The organism is Caenispirillum salinarum AK4, from assembly GCF_000315795.1.
In the GTDB taxonomy this organism is placed as follows: Bacteria; Pseudomonadota; Alphaproteobacteria; order Rhodospirillales; family Rhodospirillaceae; genus Caenispirillum; species Caenispirillum salinarum.
Genome location: NZ_ANHY01000017.1, coordinates 214102 through 238820, shown reverse-complemented (window position 1 = coordinate 238820; position 24719 = coordinate 214102). Strand labels below are relative to the sequence as shown.

22 protein-coding genes are annotated in these 24719 nt (G+C 70.5%); 14 read left to right on the top strand and 8 right to left on the bottom strand.

The window, feature by feature from the left end:
• The 4 genes from C882_RS24720 to pncA all read left to right on the top strand — a co-directional run.
• Nucleotides 1-1716 (top strand): hypothetical protein (locus tag C882_RS24720; RefSeq protein ID WP_236262705.1); only part of this gene is annotated, 1716 nt, incomplete at its 5' end.
• Nucleotides 1717-1801: 85 nt separating this feature from the next.
• Nucleotides 1802-2614, top strand: a complete 813-nt coding sequence (locus tag C882_RS17030; RefSeq protein ID WP_009541899.1) for an enoyl-CoA hydratase-related protein — start codon at nucleotides 1802-1804, stop codon at nucleotides 2612-2614.
• Nucleotides 2615-3178 (top strand): hypothetical protein, encoded by a 564-nt coding sequence (locus C882_RS17025; protein ID WP_009541898.1) that lies wholly within the window; start codon nucleotides 2615-2617, stop codon nucleotides 3176-3178.
• 65 nt (nucleotides 3179-3243) lie between these two features.
• Nucleotides 3244-3882, top strand: a complete 639-nt coding sequence (pncA, locus tag C882_RS17020; RefSeq protein WP_009541897.1) for a bifunctional nicotinamidase/pyrazinamidase — start codon at nucleotides 3244-3246, stop codon at nucleotides 3880-3882.
• Nucleotides 3883-3912: 30 nt separating this feature from the next.
• Here pncA and C882_RS17015 read toward each other — a convergent pair whose 3' ends face one another.
• The 3 genes from C882_RS17015 to C882_RS17005 form a co-directional block, all read right to left on the bottom strand.
• Nucleotides 3913-4464: a hypothetical protein gene (locus C882_RS17015; RefSeq protein WP_009541896.1), complete on the bottom strand. Its 552-nt coding sequence runs from the start codon at nucleotides 4462-4464 to the stop codon at nucleotides 3913-3915.
• 65 nt (nucleotides 4465-4529) lie between these two features.
• Nucleotides 4530-5843, bottom strand: a complete 1314-nt coding sequence (locus tag C882_RS17010) for a cytochrome c peroxidase (protein ID WP_009541895.1) — start codon at nucleotides 5841-5843, stop codon at nucleotides 4530-4532.
• Between the two features lie 25 nt (nucleotides 5844-5868).
• Nucleotides 5869-6801, bottom strand: a complete 933-nt coding sequence (locus C882_RS17005) for a hypothetical protein (protein WP_009541894.1) — start codon at nucleotides 6799-6801, stop codon at nucleotides 5869-5871.
• 191 nt (nucleotides 6802-6992) lie between these two features.
• Between C882_RS17005 and C882_RS17000 the strand changes: the two genes are divergently transcribed.
• The 5 genes from C882_RS17000 to C882_RS16980 all read left to right on the top strand — a co-directional run bounded on the left by C882_RS17000 (nucleotide 6993) and on the right by C882_RS16980 (nucleotide 14004).
• Nucleotides 6993-7664 (top strand): Fe2+-dependent dioxygenase, encoded by a 672-nt coding sequence (locus C882_RS17000; protein WP_009541893.1) that lies wholly within the window; start codon nucleotides 6993-6995, stop codon nucleotides 7662-7664.
• Nucleotides 7665-7773: 109 nt separating this feature from the next.
• Entirely contained in the window at nucleotides 7774-10110 is a 2337-nt protein-coding gene (locus C882_RS16995; protein ID WP_009541892.1) for a methyl-accepting chemotaxis protein, read from the top strand.
• A gap of 256 nt (nucleotides 10111-10366) precedes the next feature.
• On the top strand, nucleotides 10367-12244 hold the full coding sequence (locus tag C882_RS16990; RefSeq protein WP_009541890.1) for a 2-oxoacid:acceptor oxidoreductase subunit alpha: 1878 nt from the start codon (nucleotides 10367-10369) through the stop codon (nucleotides 12242-12244).
• 3 nt (nucleotides 12245-12247) lie between these two features.
• Complete coding sequence (locus C882_RS16985) at nucleotides 12248-13297, top strand: 2-oxoacid:ferredoxin oxidoreductase subunit beta (RefSeq protein WP_009541889.1); 1050 nt, start codon at nucleotides 12248-12250, stop codon at nucleotides 13295-13297.
• 104 nt (nucleotides 13298-13401) lie between these two features.
• A complete protein-coding gene (locus C882_RS16980; RefSeq protein ID WP_009541888.1) occupies nucleotides 13402-14004 on the top strand; it encodes a hypothetical protein in 603 nt (200 codons plus the stop codon).
• Here C882_RS16980 and pdeM read toward each other — a convergent pair.
• Both pdeM and C882_RS16970 read right to left on the bottom strand, forming a co-directional pair.
• Nucleotides 13994-14695, bottom strand: a complete 702-nt coding sequence (gene pdeM, locus C882_RS16975; RefSeq protein WP_009541887.1) for a ligase-associated DNA damage response endonuclease PdeM — start codon at nucleotides 14693-14695, stop codon at nucleotides 13994-13996. The genes C882_RS16980 and pdeM overlap by 11 nt on opposite strands.
• A complete protein-coding gene (locus C882_RS16970; RefSeq protein WP_052000203.1) occupies nucleotides 14695-17139 on the bottom strand; it encodes a ligase-associated DNA damage response DEXH box helicase in 2445 nt (814 codons plus the stop codon). The genes pdeM and C882_RS16970 overlap by 1 nt, the downstream gene beginning before the upstream one ends.
• Before the next feature lie 83 nt (nucleotides 17140-17222).
• Between C882_RS16970 and C882_RS16965 the strand changes: the two genes are divergently transcribed.
• The 4 genes from C882_RS16965 to C882_RS16950 all read left to right on the top strand — a co-directional run bounded on the left by C882_RS16965 (nucleotide 17223) and on the right by C882_RS16950 (nucleotide 21945).
• Nucleotides 17223-17921, top strand: a complete 699-nt coding sequence (locus tag C882_RS16965; RefSeq protein ID WP_009541885.1) for an MOSC domain-containing protein — start codon at nucleotides 17223-17225, stop codon at nucleotides 17919-17921.
• 32 nt (nucleotides 17922-17953) lie between these two features.
• Nucleotides 17954-18976 (top strand): ligase-associated DNA damage response exonuclease, encoded by a 1023-nt coding sequence (locus C882_RS16960; RefSeq protein WP_009541884.1) that lies wholly within the window; start codon nucleotides 17954-17956, stop codon nucleotides 18974-18976.
• A gap of 5 nt (nucleotides 18977-18981) precedes the next feature.
• The gene (locus tag C882_RS16955) at nucleotides 18982-20571 is read left to right on the top strand and encodes a cisplatin damage response ATP-dependent DNA ligase (protein WP_009541883.1); all 1590 of its coding nucleotides are present in this window, start codon (nucleotides 18982-18984) and stop codon (nucleotides 20569-20571) included.
• A gap of 96 nt (nucleotides 20572-20667) precedes the next feature.
• On the top strand, nucleotides 20668-21945 hold the full coding sequence (locus tag C882_RS16950) for an MFS transporter (protein ID WP_009541882.1): 1278 nt from the start codon (nucleotides 20668-20670) through the stop codon (nucleotides 21943-21945).
• Nucleotides 21946-22072: 127 nt separating this feature from the next.
• Here the strand turns inward: C882_RS16950 and C882_RS25090 are convergent, their stop codons facing one another.
• Complete coding sequence (locus C882_RS25090) at nucleotides 22073-22246, bottom strand: RSP_7527 family protein (protein ID WP_009541881.1); 174 nt, start codon at nucleotides 22244-22246, stop codon at nucleotides 22073-22075.
• Between the two features lie 197 nt (nucleotides 22247-22443).
• On the opposite strand from C882_RS25090, the gene C882_RS16945 reads away from it, so the two are divergent.
• Nucleotides 22444-23337, top strand: a complete 894-nt coding sequence (locus tag C882_RS16945; protein WP_009541880.1) for a 50S ribosomal protein L11 methyltransferase — start codon at nucleotides 22444-22446, stop codon at nucleotides 23335-23337.
• A gap of 65 nt (nucleotides 23338-23402) precedes the next feature.
• Here the strand turns inward: C882_RS16945 and C882_RS16940 are convergent, their stop codons facing one another.
• On the bottom strand, nucleotides 23403-23852 hold the full coding sequence (locus C882_RS16940; RefSeq protein ID WP_009541879.1) for a DUF2383 domain-containing protein: 450 nt from the start codon (nucleotides 23850-23852) through the stop codon (nucleotides 23403-23405).
• 201 nt (nucleotides 23853-24053) lie between these two features.
• On the bottom strand, nucleotides 24054-24674 hold the full coding sequence (locus C882_RS16935) for an MlaC/ttg2D family ABC transporter substrate-binding protein (RefSeq protein ID WP_009541877.1): 621 nt from the start codon (nucleotides 24672-24674) through the stop codon (nucleotides 24054-24056).
• Between the last annotated feature and the right edge of the window lie 45 nt (nucleotides 24675-24719).

Below are 24719 nucleotides of genomic sequence, written 5' to 3'. Positions count from 1 at the left end.
CAGCCGAGCCAAGCCGCCCCGCGCGCCGCCCAGCCGGCACCCCAACCGACGCAGCCCCAGCCGCAACAGCCGGCACCGCAGAGCCAGCCCGCCCAGCAACAGCCGCCGGCCCAACAGCCGAGCCAGGCCGCCCCGCGCGCCGCTCAGCCGGCTCCGCAGCCGACACAGGCTCAGCCGCAACAGCCGGCACCGCAAGGGCCGCCTGGCGCTCCGAGCGTGCAGCCGGGCGGTGTGTCTGCACCGGCGCAGGCGGGACAGGGGCAGGGCGTGCGGCCCGTGGTGGTGAACGGGGTGACGCTTCAGCCGGGTGCCGCCGTGTTCGTCCGGGTGGCGGCCGTGACCGCCGGTCCTCAGGCGCCCGGCGGCGCAGCGGGGGCCGGGTCAGGCCCGGCCGCAGGGGGCAATGCCGCTCCCGCGCCGGCCGCTCCGGGCGCCGGCGCTCAGGCTTCGGGCCGGCTGGGAGCAGCTCCGCCGCAGGTCCCGACCGGCGCGCAAACCAGCGCCGGCGGCGCCCGCCCGGCCCAGACGCCGACGGCTCAGCCGCAGACGGCAGAACCGGGGCAGCGCGCCCAGGCTCAGCCGGCACAGGCGGGGCGTCCCGGCGAAGGGCCGGCGCCGGCGCGGGGCCAGCCCGCCCAGGCACAGACGCAGGGTCAGGCTCAAACGCAGGCTCAGGCGTCCGGCCCTCGCGCCGCGCCCAATGCCGCCGGGGTCGCCGCCTATGGCGGGGCGAAGGGGCCGCTCGCGCCGCAGCCGGCACCCTGGGTGTCCTCCGCCGCCGCCCAACCCAATCCGGCCAGCCTGCTTCAGGGAACGGTCCTGCCCGGAGGCTCGGCCGATCAGACGCTGGTGCGCACAGCCGCCGGGACGCTTTCGGTCGCCGGGCGCATCGCCGCGCCGCCGGGCGCCCAGGTGAGCCTGGAGGTGCTGCGGGCCGCGCCCCTGCCTGCGGCGCCACCCGCCACGGCCGCCGCCGCCGGGGCTTTGGGCGCGCCCACCGCCTTTTCGGCCACCGTCTGGCCCAGCATGACCGACGCGCTGTCGGTGCTCGGCCAGATGCGCAGCCCCGGCGGAGCGGACGCCGCGCGCCAGTTCACCGCCGCCCTGCCCCGCGCCGACGGCCAGATGACCGCCAGCGTCGCCGCCTTTCTGGGCGCGGTGAAGGCCGGCGGCGAAACCCGCGCGTGGCCCGGCGGCGGCGTCATGCGCGCGCTGGAATCGGCCGGCGAGAAGGGCCGCGCCACGGCCCGCCAGATCGGCCGCGACCTGTCGGAGGCCGCCGTCACCCGCCGCGATGCCTCGGGCGCCGAATGGCGCGTCACCACCCTGCCCTTCCACGCCGGCGCCGAGGTACAGAAGATCCAGTTCATCACCCGCCGCCAGGGTGCCGGCGACGAGGACGGGTCGGCCGAGGGCGAAGGCGAAGGCGCACGCAAGGGGGGCGGCCAGCGGTTTCTGGTCAACCTGGAACTCAGCCGCCTGGGCCTCATGCAGATCGACGGGCTGGTGCGCAAGGGCGACCGGCGCTTCGACCTGATCATTCGCACCCACCGTGCCCTGTCGCAGGACATGCGGCGCGACATGACCGGCCTGTTCGCCAACGCCGTCAGCGCCATGGGCCTGAAGGGAGCCTTGAGCTTCAACGTCACGCCCCGGTTCGAGAACCCGGTGCCCGACCCCGACGCCCCGCCCGGCCGGCCGGGGCTGTTCGCCTGATCAAGCGGCCCTTTTCCGCCGGCCCCGCCCCGCCTATAACGGAGGCGGACCTTTCACAACGAAAACAAGCCGGAGAGACCCGTCCATGGCCGCCGCCGACCCCGTTCTGCTGTCCGTCGATGCCACAAGTGGCGTCGCCACCGTCACGCTCAACCGCCCCGACGCCCTGAACGCGCTGGACGCGGCCATGACCCAGGGCCTGCGCGAGACCTTCGCCGAGATCGCGGGGCGCAAGGACATCCGGGCGGTGCTGCTGGCGGGCGCCGGCGAGCACTTCATGGCCGGCGGCGACATCCGCGTGTTCGCCCAGTTCAACACCCGCCCACGCCAGGAGCGGCCGGATCTCGCGCGCCCGCTCATCCAGGGCGTGGGCGAGGCCATTTCCACCCTGCGCACCATGCCCCAGCCCGTGGTGGCGCGGGTGCAGGGGGCGTGCGCCGGCTTCGGGCTTTCGCTTGCCAACGCCTGCGACATGACGATCGCGGCCGACGACGCCTATTTCACGCTGGCCTACATCAACATCGGCACCTCGCCGGACGGCTCGGGCAGCTTTTTCCTGCCGCGCCTGGTGGGACCGAAGCGCGCCGCCGAGATCGCGCTGCTGGGCGGGCGGTTCGACGCCGCCACCGCCGAGCACTGGGGCATGGTGAACGCCGTCCACCCGCGCGCCGAACTGGAGGCCGAGGCTGCCAAGGTGGCCGGGCGTCTGGCGGCCATGCCGGCCGCCGCCCTGGCGCGCACCAAGGCGCTGCTCAACCACGCCATGGACAACGACCTGTCCGCCCAACTGACCGCCGAGGAGGACAGTTTCTCTGCCTGCACCGCCACGGCCGACTGGGAGGAAGGCATCGACGCCTTCCTCAACCGCCGCAAGCCCGCCTTCAACCGCGAGGGCTGAGTGACCGGCGCCGCCACCGCCCTGCCCATCGCCGCCGAGGACGCCCGCCGCCTGTCCCTGCGCTGCGGGCTCCGCGGCACGCTGCGGGAGTTCTGGGCGGACGCGGCGGCGGTCGGCTGGCTGCGGCACATGGCGGGGCTGCCCGATCCCGCCGACGACCCCGGCGGGGCGGCCTTCGCCTGGCACGCGGAAGCCGGCGGCGGACGGCTGGCCCTGGATGCGCCGATGCTGGGCGTGCAGGTGCGCGGCGTCGATCCGGTGGCGCTGGCCGAGGGGCTGGAGGCGCTGGGCCATCTGGCCAGCGCCGTCACGCCCGAGGCCATGGCCGAGGCCGAGGCCACGGGCGGCGCCTTCGAGGCTTTGCTGCCCGCCCATCTGCGGCGGGCCGTGATGACCGGGGTCGGGCATTGGCCGCCGGGCGTGTCGTTCGCTCCGGCCGGGGCGGCGGCGGAGGCCCGTCCCCTCCCGCTCGACGCCGACGCCCACCGCCAGGCCCAGGCGACGCTGGAGGTGCAGGACCACCGGCCGGTCATCCCCGTCCGGTCGCGCGGGCCCGACGCCTGAACCCCTTGGGGGCATGGGTGTTTCCGTGCTTCAATGCGCGAAGACGCCCGAGGGAGGACCCCATCATGCCCGGCATCCAGATCATGCACGACACCGACGCCCTGCTGGTGGTCGACGTGCAGAACGATTTCTGTCCCGGCGGCGCCCTGGCCGTGCCCGAGGGCGACGCCGTGGTGCCCGTCATCAACAAGCTGATGGACCGGTTCGCAACCGTGGTGCTGACCCAGGACTGGCACCCGGAGAACCACGCCAGTTTCGCCTCCACCCACGGCGCCGAGCCCTTCTCCACCATCGGAATGTCCTACGGCACCCAGGTGCTGTGGCCGGACCACTGCATCGCCGGCGACCAGGGCGCGGCGTTCCACCCGTCGCTGCGGCTGCGCCCGGCGCAGATGATCCAGCGCAAGGGCATGAACCCCGATATCGACAGCTATTCCGCCTTCTACGAGAACGACCAGGCGACCACCACCGGCCTCGCCGGCTGGCTGAAGGAGAAGGGCATCACGCGGGTTTTCGCCGCCGGCCTGGCGACGGATTTCTGCGTCGCCTGGACCTGCCTGGACGCCCGGCGCTGCGGGTTCGAGGCGGTGCTGATCGAGGACGCCACCCGCGCCATCGACCAGGACGGCAGCCTGGCCGCCGCCATGACCGAGATGGAGAAGGCCGGGGTCGTCATTGCCCGCGAGAACCAGATCGGGGACTGAGCGGCGGCGCCGCCGCCTCGCCCTGACGCCTCAGTCGCCGAGGTCCGCCCGCAGCGCCTCGGCGACGGCGGCGTGGGCCTGCGGGTCGCGCAGTTCGGTGGTGACGCCGCAGGGGGCGGCGGCGTTCTTCATGTCGATCAGCACGGCGCGGCCGTCGGCCTCTGCCCGCCACGACCACGGCGGCACCCAGGCCATGGCGGTGCCGGGGCCGGTGGTGATCTGGCGGACGACGGCCACCTGTTCCTCGGGCACGCACGACAGGGGCTCGGCCTTGACCACCGCGAACACACGCTCCGCCCCGTCGGCCCAGACCTGCAGGTCGGTGGCGCCGACCGCGATCTCGGTGCCCTTGCCCTTTCCCTTGTGGGAACACAGCGTCAGCAGCGGCCGCCCGTCGGAGCGTCCGGCGATGAGGGTGTCGCAGCCGGTGAAGGGCAGGCCCGCGTCGATGGCCGCCCGGCGGGCCTCGGACAGGCTCATGCCCGGCGCGATACCGGCCAGGTGCTGCGGCAGGCCGTCGGCCTGGGCCGCGGGCACGAAGGCAAGAACGGCGAGCAGCGGCAGAAGGGCACGGCGAAGCATGGGCGGCGGTCCGGTCAATCGAAAGACGTAAGCGCGGTCCAATAAACCACCCCCGGCGCGCCGGCTCAAGGCTCGTCCACCACCTCGACCACCAGTTCCATGCGCGGATGGATGCCGCAGAAGGCGTGGTAGGTGCCGGGCTCTGGAAAAGCCAGCTCCACCGTCTCCCCCGGCTCCTGGAAGCCCGAGTTGGCGGTGTGGCGCGGGTCGTCGACCCGCACGTTGTGGTCGCGGGTGTCGTCGTTGAGGATGCGCAGCGGCTGCCCCACGGCCACCTTCACCGCACCCGGCGCGAAGGTTTTGTCGCGCTGGCTGACCTCGGGCACCGACAGGGTCGCCGTCGCGGGCTCCAGCGTTTCTGCCCGGAAGGGCGGCGGCGGCGCGTCGGCGTCCAGGCTTTCCAGGAAGGCCACAAGGTCCGCGCGCTCCGCCGGCGTCAGCGTGATATCCGGCAGGTCGGGCGACAGCGTCGGGCGTTCCGCCGGCTTGGGGGTGCCGTCCACATAATGATCGACCACGGCGGCGAGCGTCGGCAGCGACCCGTCGTGCATGAAGGGGCCGCGCTTGGGCAGATCGCGCAGGGTGGGCGTCTTGAACGCGTGATCGACCTCGGGCATGTCGAGGATTTCCCCGCGGCCGCGGTCGTCGCCGGCCAGGCCGATGTCGTGAAAGGCGCCGTCGGTGAAGTCCCAGCCCGAATGGCAGGACACGCAGCCCGCCTTGCCGGTGAACAGGTCGAAGCCGCGCTTGGCGGCGGCACCGACGGCATCCGCATCGCCGGCCGCCCAGCGGTCGAAGGGCGCAAGGCCCGAGATCACCGTGCGCTCGTAGGTCGCCAGGGCTGTGGCGATGGTTTCCGCCGTCAGCGCCGGCTCGGAGTCGGGAAAGGCCTCGGCGAAGGCGGCCACCAGGTCGTCGTCGGCCCGCAGTTCCGCCACCAGATCGGTCAGGTCCTGGTCCATCTCGCGGGGGTTCTGGATGGGGCCCAGGGCCTGGGCCTCCAGGCTCGCCGCCCGGCCGTCCCAGAAGAACCGGGCCTGCCAGGCGCCGTTGACGATGGTCGGCACCCGGCGGCCGAGGGCGGAGCCGTCGATGGCCTTGCCGGTGGGCAGGCCGTCTTCGAAACCGGCGTCGGGGCGATGGCAACTGGCGCAGGAGCGGTCGTTGGCGCCCGACAGGCGCGCGTCGAAGAACAGCCGCTCCCCCAGCGCCGCCTTCTCCGGGCTGTAGGGATTGGTCGCGGGGAAGGGCACGCTGTCCGGCCGCTGGAAGGCTTCCAGCAGTTCGGGCGCGGCAGCACGGGCCGGCCCGCCGGAGACGGCGACGGCCAGGGCGGCCGCCCAAATGGCGCCGCCGAGGATATACCGCAGTCGCATCATCGCCCCTTCCCCGCGCCGTGCGGGCCTAGCGGTAGTCGTTGGACATCAGCTCGATGCGCGACAGGCCGGCGAGCACCGCGCCGGGCTCCATGGCCGGCGTCTCGGGTGCCTCCACCGTCGGCCAGGCCGGCTTCAGGTCGCGGACGGCCTGCAGAAGCTTGTCGTCCTCGCCCAGGCCGTTGTCGGTCAGGAAGTCCTCCAGCGCCAGGATGAAGCCGCGGCTGTCCTGGTACTCCACCACGTTGGCGATGCGGCCGTCGCGGAAGGCGGCCTGATATTCGGCCACGGCCGTTTCCATGACCGACTTCGAGACGTCGTACAGGAAAGCCGGCTCGCGCATGTGATCCTCGCCGACCACCGTGATAGCGTTGCCGACCTGGGCGTCGACGGTCTCGGCCAGTTCGGTCACCTTGTCGGCATCGGCGCCGGCCTTGGCGGCCTCGACCAGGGCGTCGAGGTGGTCGCGCATGTCGGTGATGCCGTGCTCGTGCAGTTCGCCTTCGACGCCGTCGAGGATTTCCTCGGCCGGATGCATGAAGTGCGGCAGAGCGTCCTTGGGCTTGCCTTGGGCGTAGAGCGTCCGGCCGATGTCCACATGGCCGCGCAGAAGCAGAAGCTGGCCGACCGCCGCGGCGTGGTGGTCCAGCTCGGAGAAGGCGCCGGCCTCGCCGCCTTCGCCGCCTTCTCCGCCTTCTCCGCCTTCGCCGCCGGCGGACATGGCATGGCCGGCCTCGCCGCCTTCACCGCCCTCACCACCGGAGGAGACCGCGTGGCCGGCTTCGCCGCCTTCGCCGCCTTCACCGCCGGCGACCAGCGTCGCGCCCAGTACCTGCGGGGCGGGTTTTTCCAAATGCACGGGGGCAGCGTCGGCTTCGGCAGAGGTGACCGCCGCGCCGCCGGCGCCCATAACCAGCGCCACGCTCAGGCCGCTCCACAGCTTGATGGTTCCCTCTCGCATTCGGGCTTCCCTTTCCTTGTGGTGTTGATCGTCGTTCGCCAACGGCGTCGCGCAGGATGCCGCTCCTCAAAACTGGTATTGAAAATCATTCTCAGGTTCAATAGTAAAATGACCGATTTTCTGTAGGGATTTACCGCAAACGGCAGATCGGCCTACGCTTGCGGATCAACTGGTAAAGGAGTGGCGACACCATGTTGCTGTGCATTGCCGACGTGCTGTCGGCCGACGACCTTGCGGCGCTGGACGGCTTGCTGGAGTCGGGCGACTTCCAGCCCGGCACCAAGACCGCCGGGTGGAACGCGCGCCTTGTGAAGAAGAACGAGCAGATGGCCGGCGACGCGCTGCGGAAGGCGCAGAAGATCGTCATCGACGCGCTGAACCGCAACGCCACCTTCTCCGCCGCGGCGGTACCCAAGCAGATCCTGCCGCCGCTGGTGGCGCGGTACAGCAACGACATGACCTACGGCAACCACGTCGACGACAGCCTGATGCGCGGCCCCGACGGCCGGGCCGTGCGCACCGACGTCTCCACCACCGTGTTCATCAGCGCGCCCGAGGACTACGAGGGCGGCGAACTGACCATGGAAACCACCGCCGGCACCCAGCGCTACAAGCTGCCGCGCGGTGCGGCCATCGTTTATCCGTCCACGACGCTGCACCGGGTGGAGCCCGTGACCGCCGGCGAGCGGCGCGTCGCCGTGACTTGGACCCAGAGCCTGGTGCGCGACCCCGCCCACCGCGAGATGCTGTTCGACCTGGAGCGCGCCCGCCGGACGATCTTCGACAAGGACGGCAAGACGCCGGTCTTCGACCTGCTGTCCAAGACCTGGTCGAACCTCATGCGTGAATGGGCGGAGCCCTGAAAATCGCGCATATCCGTCCGGTCTCGACGGAAAAGGTGGAAATAGGCCGAATCGCGTATAACCTCCCTCTAAAGTACCTTTCAGGAATAAAGCGGGAAAGAGGGCGGTCATGAAGATCAACATCCTGGCGCGCATCGGCATCGCAATGGTGCTGCTGTCCGGCCTGACGGCCGCGGCGGTTGCGGTTCCCTCCCTCATGTCGGCCGACGAATTGATCTCACGGTCGCTGCAGCGGCAGCTCAACCAGGGCTACCAGAAGATGATGGCGGGCATCGAGGCCGAGGCCCTGCGCGCCGTTTCCATGGGCGCCCTGGTGGCCGGCCTGCCGCCGGTCAAGCAGGCCATGGCCGAGGGCGACCGCGCGGCGCTGTCCGACCTGTTCCTGCCCGGTTACGACCGCCTGCGCGAGGACTGGGACGTGCGACAGTTCCAGTTCCACGAACCGCCCGCCACCAGCCTTCTGCGCGTCCACAAGCCCGAGAAGTTCGGCGACGACCTGTCGGGCTTCCGCAAGACGGTGGTCGAGGCCAACGCCGACAGCCGCCCCGTCACCGGGCTGGAGAAGGGCGTCGCCGGCCTGGGCGTGCGCGGCGTGGCGCCGGTCACCGATAACGGCCGCCACCTGGGCACGGTGGAGTTCGGCACCAGCTTCGGCCCCGCCTTCTTCGAGCGCTTCACCGAGACGACGAACCTGCACGTCGCCCTGCACACGGTGGCCGAGGGCGGCGGCTTCGACACCTTTGCCTCCACCATCGACGGCGGCGGCCTGCTTGAGCCCGCGGCCCTGGCCGAAGCCCTGGACGGCGAACCCGTGCTGAGCCGCATGGACACGGCGGGCGGCGCGGTGGGCGTTTATGCCCACGCGGTGACGGATTTTTCCGGCCGCCCCATCGGTGTGGCCGAAATCGTCATGGACGCCACCCCCTATACCGCCCAACTGTCCGACGCCCGCAGCCGCACCGTACTGACGGCGCTGGGGGCGGTGCTGGTCGCCTCGGTGCTGGGCTTCCTGATCGCGCGGTCCATCGCCGGCCCGGTCGGCCGCATGACCGGTGCCATGGGCGCCATCGTCGACGGCCGGTACGACGTCGACATTCCGGCCCAGGCGCGCGGCGACGAGATCGGCGCCATGGCCCGCGCGCTGGAAGGCCTGCGCACCCACGCCCGCGACGTGGCCGAAAGCGAAGCCGCCCAGGGCGACCGCGTGCGCGAACTGGCCGAGCGCGAACAGGCCGTCCGGCGCGAGACCGAAAGCCATCTTGCGGGCGTGGTCGAGGCCGCCATCCAATCCAACGAAGCCATGATCGTCCTGGCCCACATGATGGAGGAAATCTCGGGCGCGGCGCAGCAGAGCCAGGCCATGGCCTCGGCCGTGGAGGAACTGGTGGCGAGCGTGCGGGAAATCTCGGGCAACTCCGACACCGCCGCCGATGGTGCGCGCGAGGCCGAGGGCGCGGCCAACGACGGGCTGTCGGCCTCTCACCACGCCGTCTCCACCATGGAAAGCATCTTCGGCGCCGTCAGCGATGCCGCCAAGACCGTCGACAGCCTCGCCAAGGCATCCGAGCAGATCGGCGTCATCGTCCAGGAAATCGAGGACATCGCCGACCAGACCAACCTCCTCGCCCTCAACGCCACCATCGAAGCCGCGCGGGCCGGTGACGCCGGCAAGGGCTTCGCGGTGGTCGCCGGCGAGGTCAAGACGCTCGCCAGCCAGACCGGCCGGGCGACCGAGGACATCCGCGCCCGCATCGAGGCGCTACGCACCGAGATGGACTCCATCGTCCACGCCATGGAAAGCGGCGCCAAGGCGGTGGAGGACGGTCGCGGCGCCGTCAACAACCTGGGCGACCGCCTGCAGTCCATCGCCGGCAGCGTCAACGGCGTGAACGGCAAGATCGGCGAGATCGCCGCCATTCTCAGCCAGCAGACGGCGGCGGCGTCCGAGGTCTCCCGCGGGACCAACGCCATCGCCGACACCGCCCGGCGCAACGATGAGGAAATCGGCGAGGTGCTGGCCGCCATGGACCGCGCCGCCGCCGTGCTGAACGAGCGCGTCGGCGAGTTCGCCAAGGTGGGCAGCGCGCTCGCCATCGTGCAGGTGGCCAAGAACGATCACGTGGTCTTCAAGAAGAAGATCATCGACTCGGTCATCGGCCGCGGCAAGTGGGCGGTCAAGGACGTGCCCGACCACCACGCCTGCCGCCTGGGCAAGTGGTACGATGGTGTGCAGGACCCGGCCGTGCGCGAGCAGGATGCCTTCAAGCGGATCGAAAAGCCGCACGCCCGCGTCCACGCTGCCGGCATTGCCGCCTTGAAGGCGGCCGCCGACAACGAACGCGAAACGGCGCTCAAGCACGTCCACGAGATGAACGACGCCAGCCATCAGGTGCTGGACCTGCTCAACGAACTCGCCGAGGGCCTGCGGAAGACCACCGCGGCCTGACGTGGCGACGGGCACCTCTTACGTATTGTGTGCATGCTAACGGCTTGCGCCGCTGGACCCGGCGGCGCAAGCTTCCTATGTGAACGGAACAGCGCCGGAAAGACGAAGCGAAAGTGTCGGTTTTTCCTGCTGACGACGGGGCTTCGATCGTCTATTGATGGAGCCCTTTCGCGGGCGCGAAGGCCGAGGGGTGCCATCGCGTGCCGCAGCGGTTCCCAACTAGGAACGGCCGTGGCTGCCACGGCCGGAGGATGGCATGAGCGAAACGCAAACCTTGAACCCCGAGTCCGGTCAGGGCGACCGGATCGAGCTGGAGTCCGCCGTGGTGCGGTTCGCCGGGGATTCCGGCGACGGCATCCAGTTGACCGGCGGCCAGTTCACCGTCGCCAGCGCCCTGGCCGGCAACGACCTGACGACCTTCCCCGACTTTCCGGCGGAAATCCGGGCGCCGGTGGGCACCACCTACGGCGTGTCGGCCTTCCAGATCAACTTCGGCGGCCGGCGCATCAACACGTCCGGCGATGCCGCCGACTGCCTGGTGGCCTTCAATCCGGCGGCGCTGAAGACCAACATCGACAAGGTCAACCGCGGCGGGCTGGTCATCGTCGACAGCGGCAACTTCGGTCCGCGCGACCTGAAGAAGGCCGGCTACGAGGTCAATCCGCTGGAGGACGGCAGCCTGGAAGGCTGGAACGTCGTTCCCATCGACATCTCGCGCCTGACGCTGGAGGCCGTGGCCGACAGCGGCCTGGGCAAGGTGGATGCCCTGCGCTGCAAGAATTTCTGGGCGCTCGGCCTCATCTACTGGGTGTTCGGCCGCGACCGCGCGCCGACGGCCGAGTGGATCGAGCAGAAGTTCGGCCGCAAGGACGCCGCCATCGCCAAGGCCAACGTGGACGCGCTGAACGCCGGCCATGCCTTCGGCGAGACCATGGAGCTTCTGCAGGACTTCCACGGCTACCGCGTGCCCAAGGCGGAACTGCCGCCGGGTCTCTACCGCACCATCACGGGCGGTGACGGCTTTGCGCTGGGCCTCGCTGCCGCCGCGCAGTTGACCGAGACGGAAGTGGTCTTCGCCAGCTATCCCATCACGCCGGCCTCGCCCATCCTCCACCACCTGGTCAAGCTGACGGCCTATGGCGTCACCACCCACCAGGCGGAGGACGAAATCGCGGCCGCCTGCGTGGCCATCGGCGCGTCCTACGGCGGCGCCATCGGCGTCACCAGCTCGTCGGGCCCCGGCATCGCGCTCAAGGGCGAGGCCATCGGCCTGGCCGTGGCCGCCGAACTGCCGCTGGTCATCATCAACACCCAGCGCGCCGGCCCCTCGACCGGCCTGCCGACCAAGACCGAGCAGTCGGACCTCTATCAGGCGCTTTACGGCCGCAACGGCGACACGCCGCTGGTGGTGCTGGCGCCCAACAGCCCGGCGGACTGCTTCACCATGGCCATCGAGGCGACGCGCATCGCCACCAAGTACATGGTGCCGGTGATGGTGCTGTCGGACGGCTACATCGCCAATGCATCGGAACCCTGGCTGATCCCCGACGTGGACAGCCTGCCGCGGATTCCGGTGACCTTCCGCCAGGACCCGGAGGGCTACCTGCCCTTCAAGCGCGACCCTGATACGCTCGCGCGCGACTGGGCAAAGCCGGGCACGCCGGGCCTCGCCCACCGCGTGGGCGGCATCGAGCGTGATTCGGAAACCGGCGACATCTCCTACGACCCGGCCAACCACCAGCGCATGACGGACTTCCGCCACGCCAAGGTGGCCGGTGTCGCCCGCGACATCCCGCCGCAGACGGTGGACCAGGGCAAGGAACGCGGCCGGCTGGCCGTGGTCGGCTGGGGCTCCACCTACGGTCCCATCAAGCGCGCCGTGACCAACCTGCGCGCCGAGGGCCTGGACGTCAGCCACATCCACCTGCGCCACATCTGGCCGCTGCCCGAGAACCTGGGCGCGCTGCTGGACGGGTTCGACCAGGTGCTGGTGCCCGAGATGAACACCGGGCAGCTGCTGACGCTTCTGCGCGCCACCTACGCCAAGCCGTACGAGGGCCTGTCCAAGGTGACGGGCCAGCCGTTCAAGATTGCCGAGATCGAGGCCGCCGTGCGGTCTCGGCTGGAGGGCTGAGCCATGAATGCTCCCACCACCCCCGCCAAGCTGACGCCCAAGGATTTCGCCACCGACCAGGAAGTTCGCTGGTGCCCGGGCTGCGGCGACTACGCCATCCTTAAAAGCGTGCAGAAGGTCCTGGCGGACCTGAAGGCCGACAAGGACAAGACCGTCTTCGTCTCGGGCATCGGATGCTCGTCGCGCTTCCCGTACTACATGGACACCTACGGGTTCCACACCATCCACGGCCGCGCGCCCGCGGTGGCCACCGGCGTGAAGATGGCGAACCCGGAACTGGACGTGTGGATCGTCACGGGCGACGGCGACGGCCTGTCTATCGGCGGCAACCACCTGCTGCACATCATCCGCCGCAACGTCGACACCCAGATCCTGCTGTTCAACAACGAGATCTACGGCCTGACCAAGGGCCAGGCCTCGCCCACCTCCGCCATCGGCACCAGGTCGTCGTCGACGCCGGAAGGCTCGGTGGATGCGCCGCTGGACCCCATCAAGGTGGCCATGGGCGCGGGTGCGCGCTTCGTTGCCCGCACGGCCGACAAGTGGATCAAGGAGATGCCCGACGTGCTGAAGGCCGCCCGCGAGCATCGCGGCTGCGCCTTCGTGGAGATCCTGCAGAACTGTATCGTCTACAACGACGCCGTGTTCGGCGAATTCACGGGCAAGGAAGCCGTGCCCGGCACCTACATCCACGTCGAGCACGGCAAGCCGCTGCTGTTCGGCGGCGGCAGGAACGAGCCGCCGGTCAAGGGCATCCGCGTCAAGCCCGGCACCTTCAAGCTGGAGGTGGTGACGCTGGGCGAGAACGGCATCAGCGAGGCCGACGTGCTGGTCCACGACAAGACCGACCCCGTGCTCGCCGGCCTGCTGGCCGCCATGACCGGGCCGGACTTTCCCGTGGCCTTCGGTGTGCTGTACGAGGACGCCGCCCCGGTGCACGACGACTCCGTTGCATCCCACAAGGCGGACGCCCGGAAGAAGACGCCGGACGTCTCCATCAACGCGCTGCTCAAGCGCGGCCGGACCTGGATGGTGGAAGGCCCCGGCGCCTGATCGCGCGCTGCGCGCAATTTCCGCATTGACGCGCTTTCGCGGCGGTTCATACTGACAAGGGCAGGCATCGCGCCTGCCCTTGTTGCATGTTCGGACGCCGGACCATGATCGCGACCGCCCTCAACCCCGCCCTCTGGCAGCCCCAGCCGACCGCCCGCTCCGCGGCGGCCGAGGGCAAGGCCGCGCCCGCCAAGGCGCCCCAGGCCGAAGGCGCCAGGGCGCCGTCGCTGCTGGACGGATGGGAAACCACCCGCCGGCAGATGCAGGAAGAGTTCATGGCCCGCCGTCTGGAGACGGCGGAAATGATCATGGAGGCCCTGCGCCCTGCCGCCTCGTTGTGGATGATGTCGGGGTCGCTGGCCCGGGCCGTGGCCGGTACGGTGGAGCACCTGTCGGCCGAGATCAATTCGGTCGTCCGCGACATGGAGCAGGAGTTCGGCCGCCGCGCCCTGCCCGGCGAACCCTTCGCCGAGCGGCCCGGCTTCACCGACCTGTTCGGCCAGGCCTCGCGCGCGCTGACGGGCGCGTCGTTCCTGACGCTGACGGTGGGCGCATCCTTCGACCGGGGACCGCTGAACCAGGCCTCTGGGTTCGAGCGCGCCATGGACGCCGCCCGCCACCTGGACGACACCGGCGCCCGGCTGACCGCCCTGCACGCGCGCCACGGCGCGGCCCTGTCGCGCGGCGGCATTAACCTCAGCGCCTGACGGACGCCTCCTCGGCCCGCTCCAGCCGGCCGGCGGGGAAGCTGTGGACCTTGTCGCGCCCCGTGAGGAACACCGTGAAGTCGCGGCGGAACAGGCCGCGGATCTCCGGGTCGAACACGTCCAGCCCGCCCGTGAAGGCGCCGAAGGCCGGCAGCACCAGGCGGCGGGTGTCGGTCACGAAGCACGGCCGGCTCAGGCGCTGCCCACGCACCGTCACCGCCGCCTTGGGGTGGAGGTGGCCGGCGACCTCTCCGTCCGCGCCGCGCAGGCCCGTCGCCGGCTGCGGATCGTGGCGGAAGACCAGGGGACCGATCTCCGCCACCTGTTCCGCCCGACCGCCCAGGTGCAGGGGGGCCACCGGGTCGTGGTTGCCGGTGATCCAGATCCAGTCCGTCGCCGCCGTCAGCTTGCGCAGCCGCGCCGCGTCGGCCTCCGTCAGCCCGTGGGCGGCCTTGGCGTCGTGGAAGGCATCACCCAGCGCGATCAGGCGCTTGGGCGCGTGGCGGCGCATGAGCCCTTCCAGCAGCCGCAGCGTTTCGCGCGTGTCGTAGGGCGGCAGGAAGCCCGCACCCCGGCGGGCGAGTGTCGCCGCTTTCTCAAGGTGCATGTCGGCGACCACCAGCGTCTGTTCCTTGGGCCAGAACAGCGCGCCCGAGGGGTCGGGCAGGACCATGGCTCCGTTGACCAGCATCAGGCCTTAGCCTCCGCCGCAAACGGGTGCGTGGCCTCGGCGATCAACTCCGCCGCCGCGTCGTCCAACAGATCGTCCAGAATGGCGCCCGCCATGTTTTCCTTCCCGATATCCAAGAGAACCGGCACCGCCAGCGGAGACACCCGCGCCAGCCGCCGGTGATCGATGTGGCCTTGCGCCTTATAAAGCATGTCGGTCAGCCTGTGCAGGTCGATCAGGCCGCCTTCCGCGTCCGCCCGCGTGGCGCGCAGCAGCACGTGATCGGGGTCGTATTTCCGCAGCACGTCGTAGATGAGGTCGGAGTTGAAGGTCATCTGCCTGCCGGACTTCTCCGCCCCCGCCACGCGCCGCTGGACGAGGCCCGAGATCACGGCCACCTGCCGGAAGGCGCGCTTGAGCATGGGACTTTCCGCCATCCAGTCCTCCAGGTCGTCGCCGAGGATGTCGTAGTCGAACAGGCGGTCGACGTCCTCGGCCGCGCTTTCGACGCTCCACACCGCGATGGCGTAGTCGTTGGCGACGAAGCCCAGCGGTTTGAGCTTCATGCGCTCCATGCGGCGGGTGAGCAGCATCCCGAGCGTCTGGTGCGCGTTGCGGCCGGCAAGGCTGTAGGCCACCAGGAACTCCCGTCCCTGGCGCGGGAAGGTCTCCACCAGCAGCGCGCCGGGCCGGGGCAGGCTTGAACGCGCCGCCTGGATGTCGGCCCACTCCCGCACCGCCGGCGGCAGGGCGGCACGGCGCGCCGGATCGGTGAGGATCGCCACCACCCGATCCGCCAGCCGCTGGGAGATCGGCAGCCGTCCACCCACGTAGGCCGGCACCTTGGGGTCCTTGCCCGGCGCCTTGCTGGCGATGACGGTCATCTCGCGCACGCCCTCGAACCGCAGGGACTGGCCGGCGAAGATGAAGGTGTCGCCGGGCTCCAGGCCCATGACGAAGTACTCCTCCACCTCTCCCAGGTACGGGCCGCGCCCGAGCCGGACCTTCAGCGTTTCCGCCTCCACGATGGTGCCGACGTTCATGCGCCAGTCGCGCACGAAGCGCGGGTTGGCGACCTTCAGCCGGCCGTCCTTCAGCGGCGCGAGCCGGCGGTACTGGTCGTAGACCTTCAGCGCGTAGCCGCCGTCGCGCACGAAGCGGAGCACGGCGTCGAAGGTGTCGCGTTCCAACCCTGCATAGGGCGCGGCGGTGCGGACCTCGTCATACAGCGCGTCGGGATGAAACGGCCCGGCGCAGGCCGTCCCCATGACATGCTGGGCGAGCACGTCGAGCGCTCCGGCGCGCGGCGGCGGGTCGTCCAGTTCGCCCGCCCGCATGGCATCCAGGGCCGCCTCGCACTCCAGGTACTCGAAGCGGTTGCCGGGGACCAGCAGGGCCTTGGACGGTGCATCCAGCCGGTGGTTGGCCCGCCCGATGCGCTGGATCAGCCGCGCCGACCCCTTGGGCGCGCCGATCTGCACCACCAGGTCCACCGCGCCCCAGTCGATGCCGAGATCGAGCGAGCTTGTCGCCACCACCGCCCGCAACTTGCCGGCCGCCATGGCGGCCTCCACCTTGCGGCGCTGCTCCACGGCCAGCGACCCGTGGTGGAGCGCGATGGGCAGGGCTTCGTCGTTGAGCTTCCACAGGCTCTGGAAGACGATCTCGCCTTGCGCGCGGGTGTTGACGAAGACCAGCGTGGTGCGGTGGGCGCGGATGCAGTCCATGACCTCGGGCATGGCGTGGTGGGCCATGTGCCCGGCCCAGGGCGGGTCCTTGGCGGCGTCCAGGATGCCGACGTCGGGCATCACCCCGCCCTCGCCGTGGATGACGCGGGCGTCGGGGGCGACGTGCTTCGCCAGGTCCTCCGGCCGCGCGACGGTGGCCGAGAGCCCGACGGCGCGCAGGCCCGGCCGCAGGCTCCGCAGGCGGGAGAGGCCGAGCGCCAGTTGATCCCCCCGCTTGGTGCCGGCCAGCGCGTGCAACTCGTCGACGATGATGCACTCCAGGCCGCCGAACACCCGCTCCGCGTCGGGCGCGGCCAGCATGAGCGCCAGACTTTCCGGCGTGGTCATCAGCATGTCCGGCGGGCGCTGCTTCTGCCGCTGGCGCTTGGCCGAGGGGGTATCGCCGGTGCGCGTCTCGTGCGTGACGGGCAGGCCGGCTTCTTCGATGGGCCGCGTCAGGTTGCGGTGGACGTCCTGGGCGAGCGCCTTGAGCGGCGAGATATACAGGGTGTGCAGGCCGTCGCGCGGGTTTTCCGCCAGGTCCGCGAGGCTCGGCAGGAAGCCCGCCAGGGTCTTGCCGCCGCCCGTCGGCGCGATCAGCAGCACGCTCTGCCCCGCCCGCGCGGCGTCGAGCATGGCGCGCTGGTGGGGGTGCGGCGTCCAGCCCTGGACGGCGAACCAGTGGCTAAGAGGTTTCGGCAAGCGGTCGGCGGTGGTCATGGCGGCAAAAATGGGCATTTCGGCGGGCAAAGGAAAGTGGCCCTGGACCTTCTTCAGCCCCGGCCTCATCTTCGTTACGGGCTTCAGAAGGCATCCAGACCATGACCCACATCCGCATCGACGCCGTGTTGACCGGCACCCCGCGCGCCTTCGGGCCCAGGGGCAACCCCAGCTCCATCGCCAGCCGCTACCCACGGTCGGAGCCCGTGGCGGTGACGCTTGAGGGGCTGGCCGGCGACCAGGTGGGCGACCCGACGGTGCACGGCGACGCGGACAAGGCCATCCACCACTACCCGCGCGACCACTATGCCGCCTGGATCACCGACCTCGCCCCGGCGCCGTCGTTCCTGGCCGAGGTGGGGGCGTTCGGCGAGAACATCTCCACCACCGGCCTAACCGAAGCAAACGTTTGCGTCGGCGATATCGTCCGCCTGGGCACCGCCCGCGTCCAGGTCAGCCAGGGCCGCCAGCCGTGCCACAAGCTCAACACCCGCTTCGACCGCAAGGACATGGCGAAGCGGGTCCAGGACACCGGCCGGTCGGGCTGGTACTACCGCGTGCTGGAGCCGGGCCTTGTCGGCCCCGGCGACCGGCTGGTGCTGGAGGACCGCCCCAATCCCGACTGGTCGCTCGCCCGCATCCTCCATGTGCTGTACGTCGACACGCTGAACCGTGCGGATCTGGAAGCCATCGCCGGTCTGCCCGAACTGGCGGCAGGATGGCGCAAGATCGCCGCCAAGCGCCTGGAGACCAACGGCGTGGAGGACTGGAGCAGGCGCATCGGCCCCGTCGACGCTTGACGCGGACGCCCCTGCGCCAAACATCCATCCCCATGCACCCGCGCGACTGGATCACCGTCACCCGCCAGGGAATCTATATCGAGCCCGGCGATTTCCATATCGACCCGCTGCGCCCCGTGCCGCGCGCGGTGGTCACTCACGGACACGCCGATCACGCCCGCCCCGGCCACGGCGCCACGCTCGCGACGCCCGAGACGCTGGCGATCATGGCCGCGCGCAACGGCGGCTCGCTGGACGGCGCCGACGCCCTGCCCTACGGCGAGACACGGCGCATCGGCGACGTCTCGGTCCGCCTCGTTCCCGCCGGTCATGTGCTGGGGGCGGCGCAGATCGTCATGGAGTACGGGGGAGCGCGCGTCGTCGTCTCCGGCGACTACAAGCGCCGCCCCGACCCCACCTGCGCAGGCTTCGAGGTCGTGCCCTGCGACGTGTTCGTCACCGAGGCCACCTTCGCCCTGCCCGTCTTCCGCCACCCCGACGACGGGCACGAGATTGCCAAGCTGCTCGACAGCCTGCGCCTGTTCCCCGACCGCGCCCATCTGGTCGGAGCCTATGCGCTGGGCAAGGCGCAGCGGGTGATCGCGCTGTTGCGGAAAGCCGGCTACGACCGCCCCATCTGGCTGCACGGGGCCTTGCAAAACCTCGTCGATCTCTATCAGGCCCACGGCGTCGACCTGGGCGAGACCCGCCCCGCCACGGGTGCCGCCAAGGCCGACATGAAGGGCGAGATCGTCATGGCCCCGCCCGCCGCGCTGCAAGACCGCTGGAGCCGCCGCCTGCCCGATCCCGTGACCGCCGTCGCCTCGGGCTGGATGCGGGTGCGCGGGCGGGCCCGGCAGAAGGGCGTGGAACTGCCGCTGATCCTCTCCGACCACGCCGACTGGGACGAACTGACGACCACCATCCAGGAGGTCCAGGCCGGCGAGATCTGGGTCACCCACGGGCGGGAGGACGCGCTGGTCCACTTCGCCAAGACCAAGGGCCTGCACGCCGAAGCCCTGTACATCGAGGGCTACGAGGAAGACCCGGCCGACGCCACCGGCGGAGGCGGCTGACGGCCATGCAGCGTTTCGCCGACCTTCTCGACGGCCTCGTCACCATGCCCAGCCGCAACGGCAAGCTGCGGCTGATCGAGGACTACCTGGCCCACGCCCCCGACCCCGATCGCGGCTACGGCCTCGCCGCCCTGACCGGCGAGCTGGACCTCGGCACCGCCAAGCCCAAGGCCATCCGCGAACTGGCGGAGGCGCGGTGCGACCCCGTGCTGTTCTATCTTTCCTACGACTACGTAGGGGACCTGGCGGAAACGCTGGCACTCATGTGGCAGGGGCCGGAGGACACGCCGGAGGACCCGCCGCCGCTGTGGGAGGTGATCGACACCCTCATGGCCGCCCCACGCACCCGCATCCCCGAGCTTCTGGCCGGCTGGCTCGACCGGCTGGACGCGACGGGGCGCTGGGCGCTTCTGAAGCTCATCACCAGCGGCCTGCGCGTCGGCGTCTCGGGGAGGCTGGCCCGCACCGCCTTCGCGGGCTGGGCGGGCCTGCCGCTGAACGATGTGGAGGAAGCCTGGCCCTGCGTCCAGCCGCCCTATGAGCCCCTGTTCGCCTGGGCCGCCGGCGGGCCGAAGCCCGAGGTCCGCGACATGCCGGCCTTCCGCCCCTTCATGCTGGCAAACCCGCTGGAGGAAACGGACATGCCGGCCCTCGACCCCGCCGACTATGCCGTGGAATGGAAGTGGGACGGCATCCGCGTGCAGGTGGCGCGGCGCTTTGGGGAGACGCGCATTTTCGCGCGGTCCGGCGACGACATCACCCACGCCTTCCCCGACGTGGTGGAGGCCGCCGACTTCGACGGTGCCTTGGACGGCGAGTTGCTGGTGATGGACGCAAGCGGTGAGCCCGCGCCCTTCAACCACCTGCAACAGCGCCTGAACCGCAAGACCGTTTCGGCCGCCATGTTGCGCAAGTATCCGGCCTTCGTGCGCGCCTACGACCTGTTGCAGGACGGGCCGGAAGACCTGCGCGAGCACCCCTTCCGCCACCGCCGCAAACGGCTGGAGGCGCTGTTCGGCACCCCGCGCGACCGTTTCGACCTGTCGCCCCTCATCCCGCTCAACGACTGGAGCCGGATGGCGGAGCTGCGCGACGAGGCGCGGGCGCGCGGCATGGAGGGGCTGATGCTGAAACGGTGGGACAGCGTCTACGTCCCAGGCCGTCCCAAGGGGCCGTGGTTCAAGTGGAAGCGCGACCCGCTGACGGTGGACGCCGTGCTGCTCTACGCCCAGCGCGGCCACGGCAAGCGCTCCAGCTTCTACAGCGACTACACCTTCGGCGTCTGGCGGGATGATGAACTGGTGCCCGTCGGCAAGGCGTACTTCGGCTTCACCGACGAGGAATTGCGCCAGATCGACCGCTGGGTGCGCGCCAACACCACCGACCGCTTCGGCCCCGTGCGCGCGGTGACGCCGGGGCTGGTGTTCGAGGTGGCGTTCGACAGCGTCCACCCCAGCCCGCGCCACAAGTCGGGTCTCGCCATGCGCTTCCCGCGCATCAGCCGCATCCGCTGGGACAAGCCCCACGCCGAGGCCGACCGCCTGGAGACCCTGCTGAAGCTGGTGGAGGCGGCACCCGCCGCCGATGGTGGATGACCCGCATTGGCCCCCTCCTCCGCCGCTTGAGCGGCCATGGCGGAAGGCCATCGCATCGGTAGGATGGGCTGATCACCAAAGCCGGGAGTTCCGTCCATGTCCTCCGCCGCCCCTGACCGCCCCACCGTTGCCGGACTGCCGCCCGCCGTGTGGCTGGTGATCGTCGCCGGCTGTCTGGTGGGGCTGCTGAACTTCGGCGTGCGGTCGGGCTTCGGCCTGTTCCTGGAGCCCATGAGCGACGCGCGCGACTGGGGACGCGAGGTGTTCTCCGTCGCCATCGCCGTGCAAAACCTCATGTGGGGCCTGGGCCAACCCTTTGCCGGGGCCATCGCGGACCGCTACGGCACCGCCCGCGTGCTGATCGCCGGCGGCATTCTCTATGCAGCGGGGACGGCGCTGATGGCGGTCAGTTCCACGCCGCTGGCGATTACCGTCACGGGCGGGTTCATCGTGGGGCTCGGGCTCGCTGGCTCCTCCTTCGCCATTGCGCTGTCGGCCATGGCGCGCAACGTGCCGGAGGACCGGCGCTCGTGGGTGCTGGGCCTGGGCACCGCCACCGGATCGCTCGGCCAGTTCCTCATGGTGCCCCTGGGCCAGGGGTTCATCGCGGAATATGGCTGGCAGACCGCGCTTGGGCTGCTGGCGCTGTTCGCGCTGGTGATCGCCCTGCTCGCGCCCGCCCTGCGCGGCAAGCCGGGCGGAGCGAAAAGCGGTGTCGGCGCGGCCGCCGTGGCGGAAATGGAACAGACGCTGGGCGCGGCTCTGAAAGAGGCCGCCGCCCACAAGGGATACGTGCTGCTGTTCCTGGGCTTCTTCGTTTGCGGCTTTCACGTCGCCTTCATCCAGGTCCACCTGCCCGCCTACCTGGTGGACAAGGGCCTGAGCCCGGCACTCGGCGCCTGGGCGCTGGGGCTGGTGGGGCTGTTCAACGTAATCGGCGCCTATACGTCCGGCATCCTGTCCGGCAAGTTCAGCAAGAAGATGGTGCTGTCGGGCATCTACCTCGCCCGCGCGGTCATCATCGCCCTGTTCCTGCTGGTACCGATCTCGCCCGCGAGCGTGCTTCTGTTCTCCGCCGCCATGGGCCTGCTGTGGCTGTCGACGGTGCCGGCGACGTCGGGCCTTGTCGCGCAGATTTTCGGCCCGCGCTACATGGCGACGCTGTTCGGCATCGTCTTCCTCGGCCACCAGTTGGGCGCGTTCCTGGGCGTGTGGCTGGGCGGGGCGCTCTACGACGCGACGGGCAGCTATGACGTCGTGTGGTGGGCCGGGGTGGCCCTGGGGCTCGCCGCCGCCGCCCTGCACTGGCCCATCGACGAACGCCGGGTGGTGCGGGAACCGGCCGAGCCCCTGCCCGGAGAGGCCCAGGCATGAAAAAAACCCGCCGCTCGCTCAGCCCAAGGGGATGGGCAAGGCGGGCGGCGGGTTCTCAGCACGAACCCTCACCAGGGGAGAACCCGGCGACCTCTGCCGGGAAGAGGCCGGTGAAGGCGCGCGACGTTCAGTGCGCCGGACGGGCGCCGTGGTGGCCGCCGATGTGCAGCGCGTCGCGCAGCCAAGCCAGGGCACTGCGCACCATGCGGCTGCATTCCTGGGCGCGCATCTCGTGCGCACGGCGTTCGTAGGCGCGGATCTCGTCGAAGTCGGGAACGTGGTATTCGGTCTGCGTGCTCATGTCTGCTCTCTTCGGCCCCGCCGGGAACGGGGCGCTGTGCTTGGGGAAGGCATCAATTCCGTAAGGGACTATAGGCGCCTCCGACCGGAAGTGGTGGCGGGTTTGTGCGCCGCAGCAGTGCGCGGCGCGCATGACTTTCGGCCCCGCCTCTGCTAGGAAGGCGCCACCCTCCCCACCACGAGAGTTTCAGGCGACCCATGACGGCCAAGGATTCCGCAGACATCTGGCGCATTCAGGCGACCGTGCCCAAGGAGGCCGTGCCTGTCTTCGAGGCGGCGCTGGAGGAACACGCCACCGCCGTGCTCGCCTTCGAGATCGAGGACGGCCCGGAAAAGGACCTGTGGCGCCTGGACGGGTTCGGCGAGGGCGAACCCGACCGACCGGCGGTGATCGCCGCCGTGGCCGTGGCCGCCAAGGTGGCCGGCATTCCCGAGCCCGAGGTGACCATCGCCAGGGAGCAGCCGCGCAACTGGCTGGCGGAGAACCTCCAAAGCTTTCCGCCCATCCGCGCCGGCCGCTACTTCGTCCACGGCAGCCACCACGAGGACCCGCCGCCCGTCGGCACCATTCCGCTGCTGGTGGACGCCGCCACCGCCTTCGGCTCGGGCGAGCACCAGAGCACGCGCGGCTGCCTGCTGGCGCTGGACGAACTGACCGGCCGCCGGTCCTTCCGCAAAGTGCTGGACATGGGGTGCGGCACCGGCATCCTGGGAATCGCCGCCGCCCTGACGGTCAACGCCCCGGTGACGGCGGTGGACATCGACGCCGAGGCGGTGCGGGTGACCGACTTCAACGCGCGGCGCAACGCCGTCGGCCCGCGGGTGGCCTCCTACGCCGGCGACGGCTTCAAGCTGGGCGCGGTGAAGCGCCGCGGCCCCTACGACCTGATCTTCGCCAACATCCTGGCCCGCCCGCTCATGCGCATGGCCAAGGACGTTTCCGCCAACCTGGCTCCCGGCGGCAAGGTGATCCTGGCAGGCCTGCTGCAGCGCCAGGAGCGCATGGTGCTGTCGGCCTACCGCATGCAGGGCCTGGTGCTGGAAAAGCGCTACAAGCTGGACCCCTGGGCGACGCTGGTGCTCAGCCGGTAGGGCGGACGCGGCACGGGCGGCGCCCGCATGCGCCGCCCTGCCCATGCCTCCTGCGGCGCCTTCCCCTAAAGCCGCGCGATGGTCTCCTCGATCCAGGCCTTGTGGCGGCGTTCGTCGGCCAGGGCGCCATCGAACATGGTCCTGGCCGCCGGCGTGGCGTCGTCATGACCGGCGGCGCGCTCGTAGGCGGTGTTGGTATCGTCCTCGTTGGTCTTCATGGCCTGGAGGATGGCCTTGTCGCCCGCCATGTCGGCCAACACCACCTTGCCCTTCGTCAGCATCTGCTTGGCGTCGCCGCCGGTGGGCGGGGTTTCGCCGAGTTCGCGCGAGACCTCACCAAGCGCCCGGACGTGGTTCTGGTGATCGGAGAGGAAGCCGCGCATGCTTTCCTTGATGGCCGTGTCGTCGAGACGATCCACCGCCGCCTCGTAGGCCGCGATGGCGTCGTATTCCAGGTGGATCAGGTTCTCGACCAGTTTGGTCAAGCTGGATTCGGTGCCAATGGTGGTGACCATGGGCCGCTCCTCTCTTGGACGTTGCGCTGCGAAAGTGCCAATGCACGTCGCAGGAACGTCCCCCGCGGACCACCGTTCATCATCCTGACGACCTACGCCGAAGGTCCCGCCGAATGGACGCGACCCGCCGTCCGATCATGAAAAAGGCCCGGCGCCACCGACGGCACCGGGCCCTGAATTGCGAGGCGGGCGGGCGTCGGATCAGCCGCCCTTCAGCTCCTGCACCTTCTGCGCCAACTGGTCGTTCAGCCCTGACAGCCCCGAGCGCGAGATGATGGCGTCGTACTCCGAGCGATAGGTCAGCGCCATGGACACGCCCTCGACGATGATGTCGACCACCTTGGGTCCGCCCTCGCGCTCACGCAGGCGCCAGACGATGTTGATGGGCTCGCCGCCCTCGGTGTTGACCACCTGGCTCTCGACGAACAGGCCCTTGTCGTCATCCGGGCGGGTGCCGGTGACCTTGAGTTCCTGCCCGTTGTACTCGTCAAAGCGGCGCGCCCAGATCAGCACGTTGTATTCGCGGAACAGCTGCTGGAAACGGTCGAGCTGCTCCGGATCGGCCCCGCGCGAATGGCGCCCCAGCACGAAGCGGGCGGTCGACTCGGTGCCGAAATTGGCCAGGAACATGTCGCGGAAGCGCTGCGTCTTTTCCTGCTGCGGCACATCCGCGGCGATGACTTCGTTGATGCCCTTGTTGGCGATGTTCTCGATGAAGGCCATGCCCTGCTCGGGCGTGATCTCGGCGCGGGCGGCGTTCGGCTGGGCCACCACGGCGACAGCCAGAAGCAGGAAAAGCGGCGCGAGGAAGCGGCGGATCATGGTCGGTCCTTAGCTGAAATCAATCCGGTGCCGGGCATTACGCCC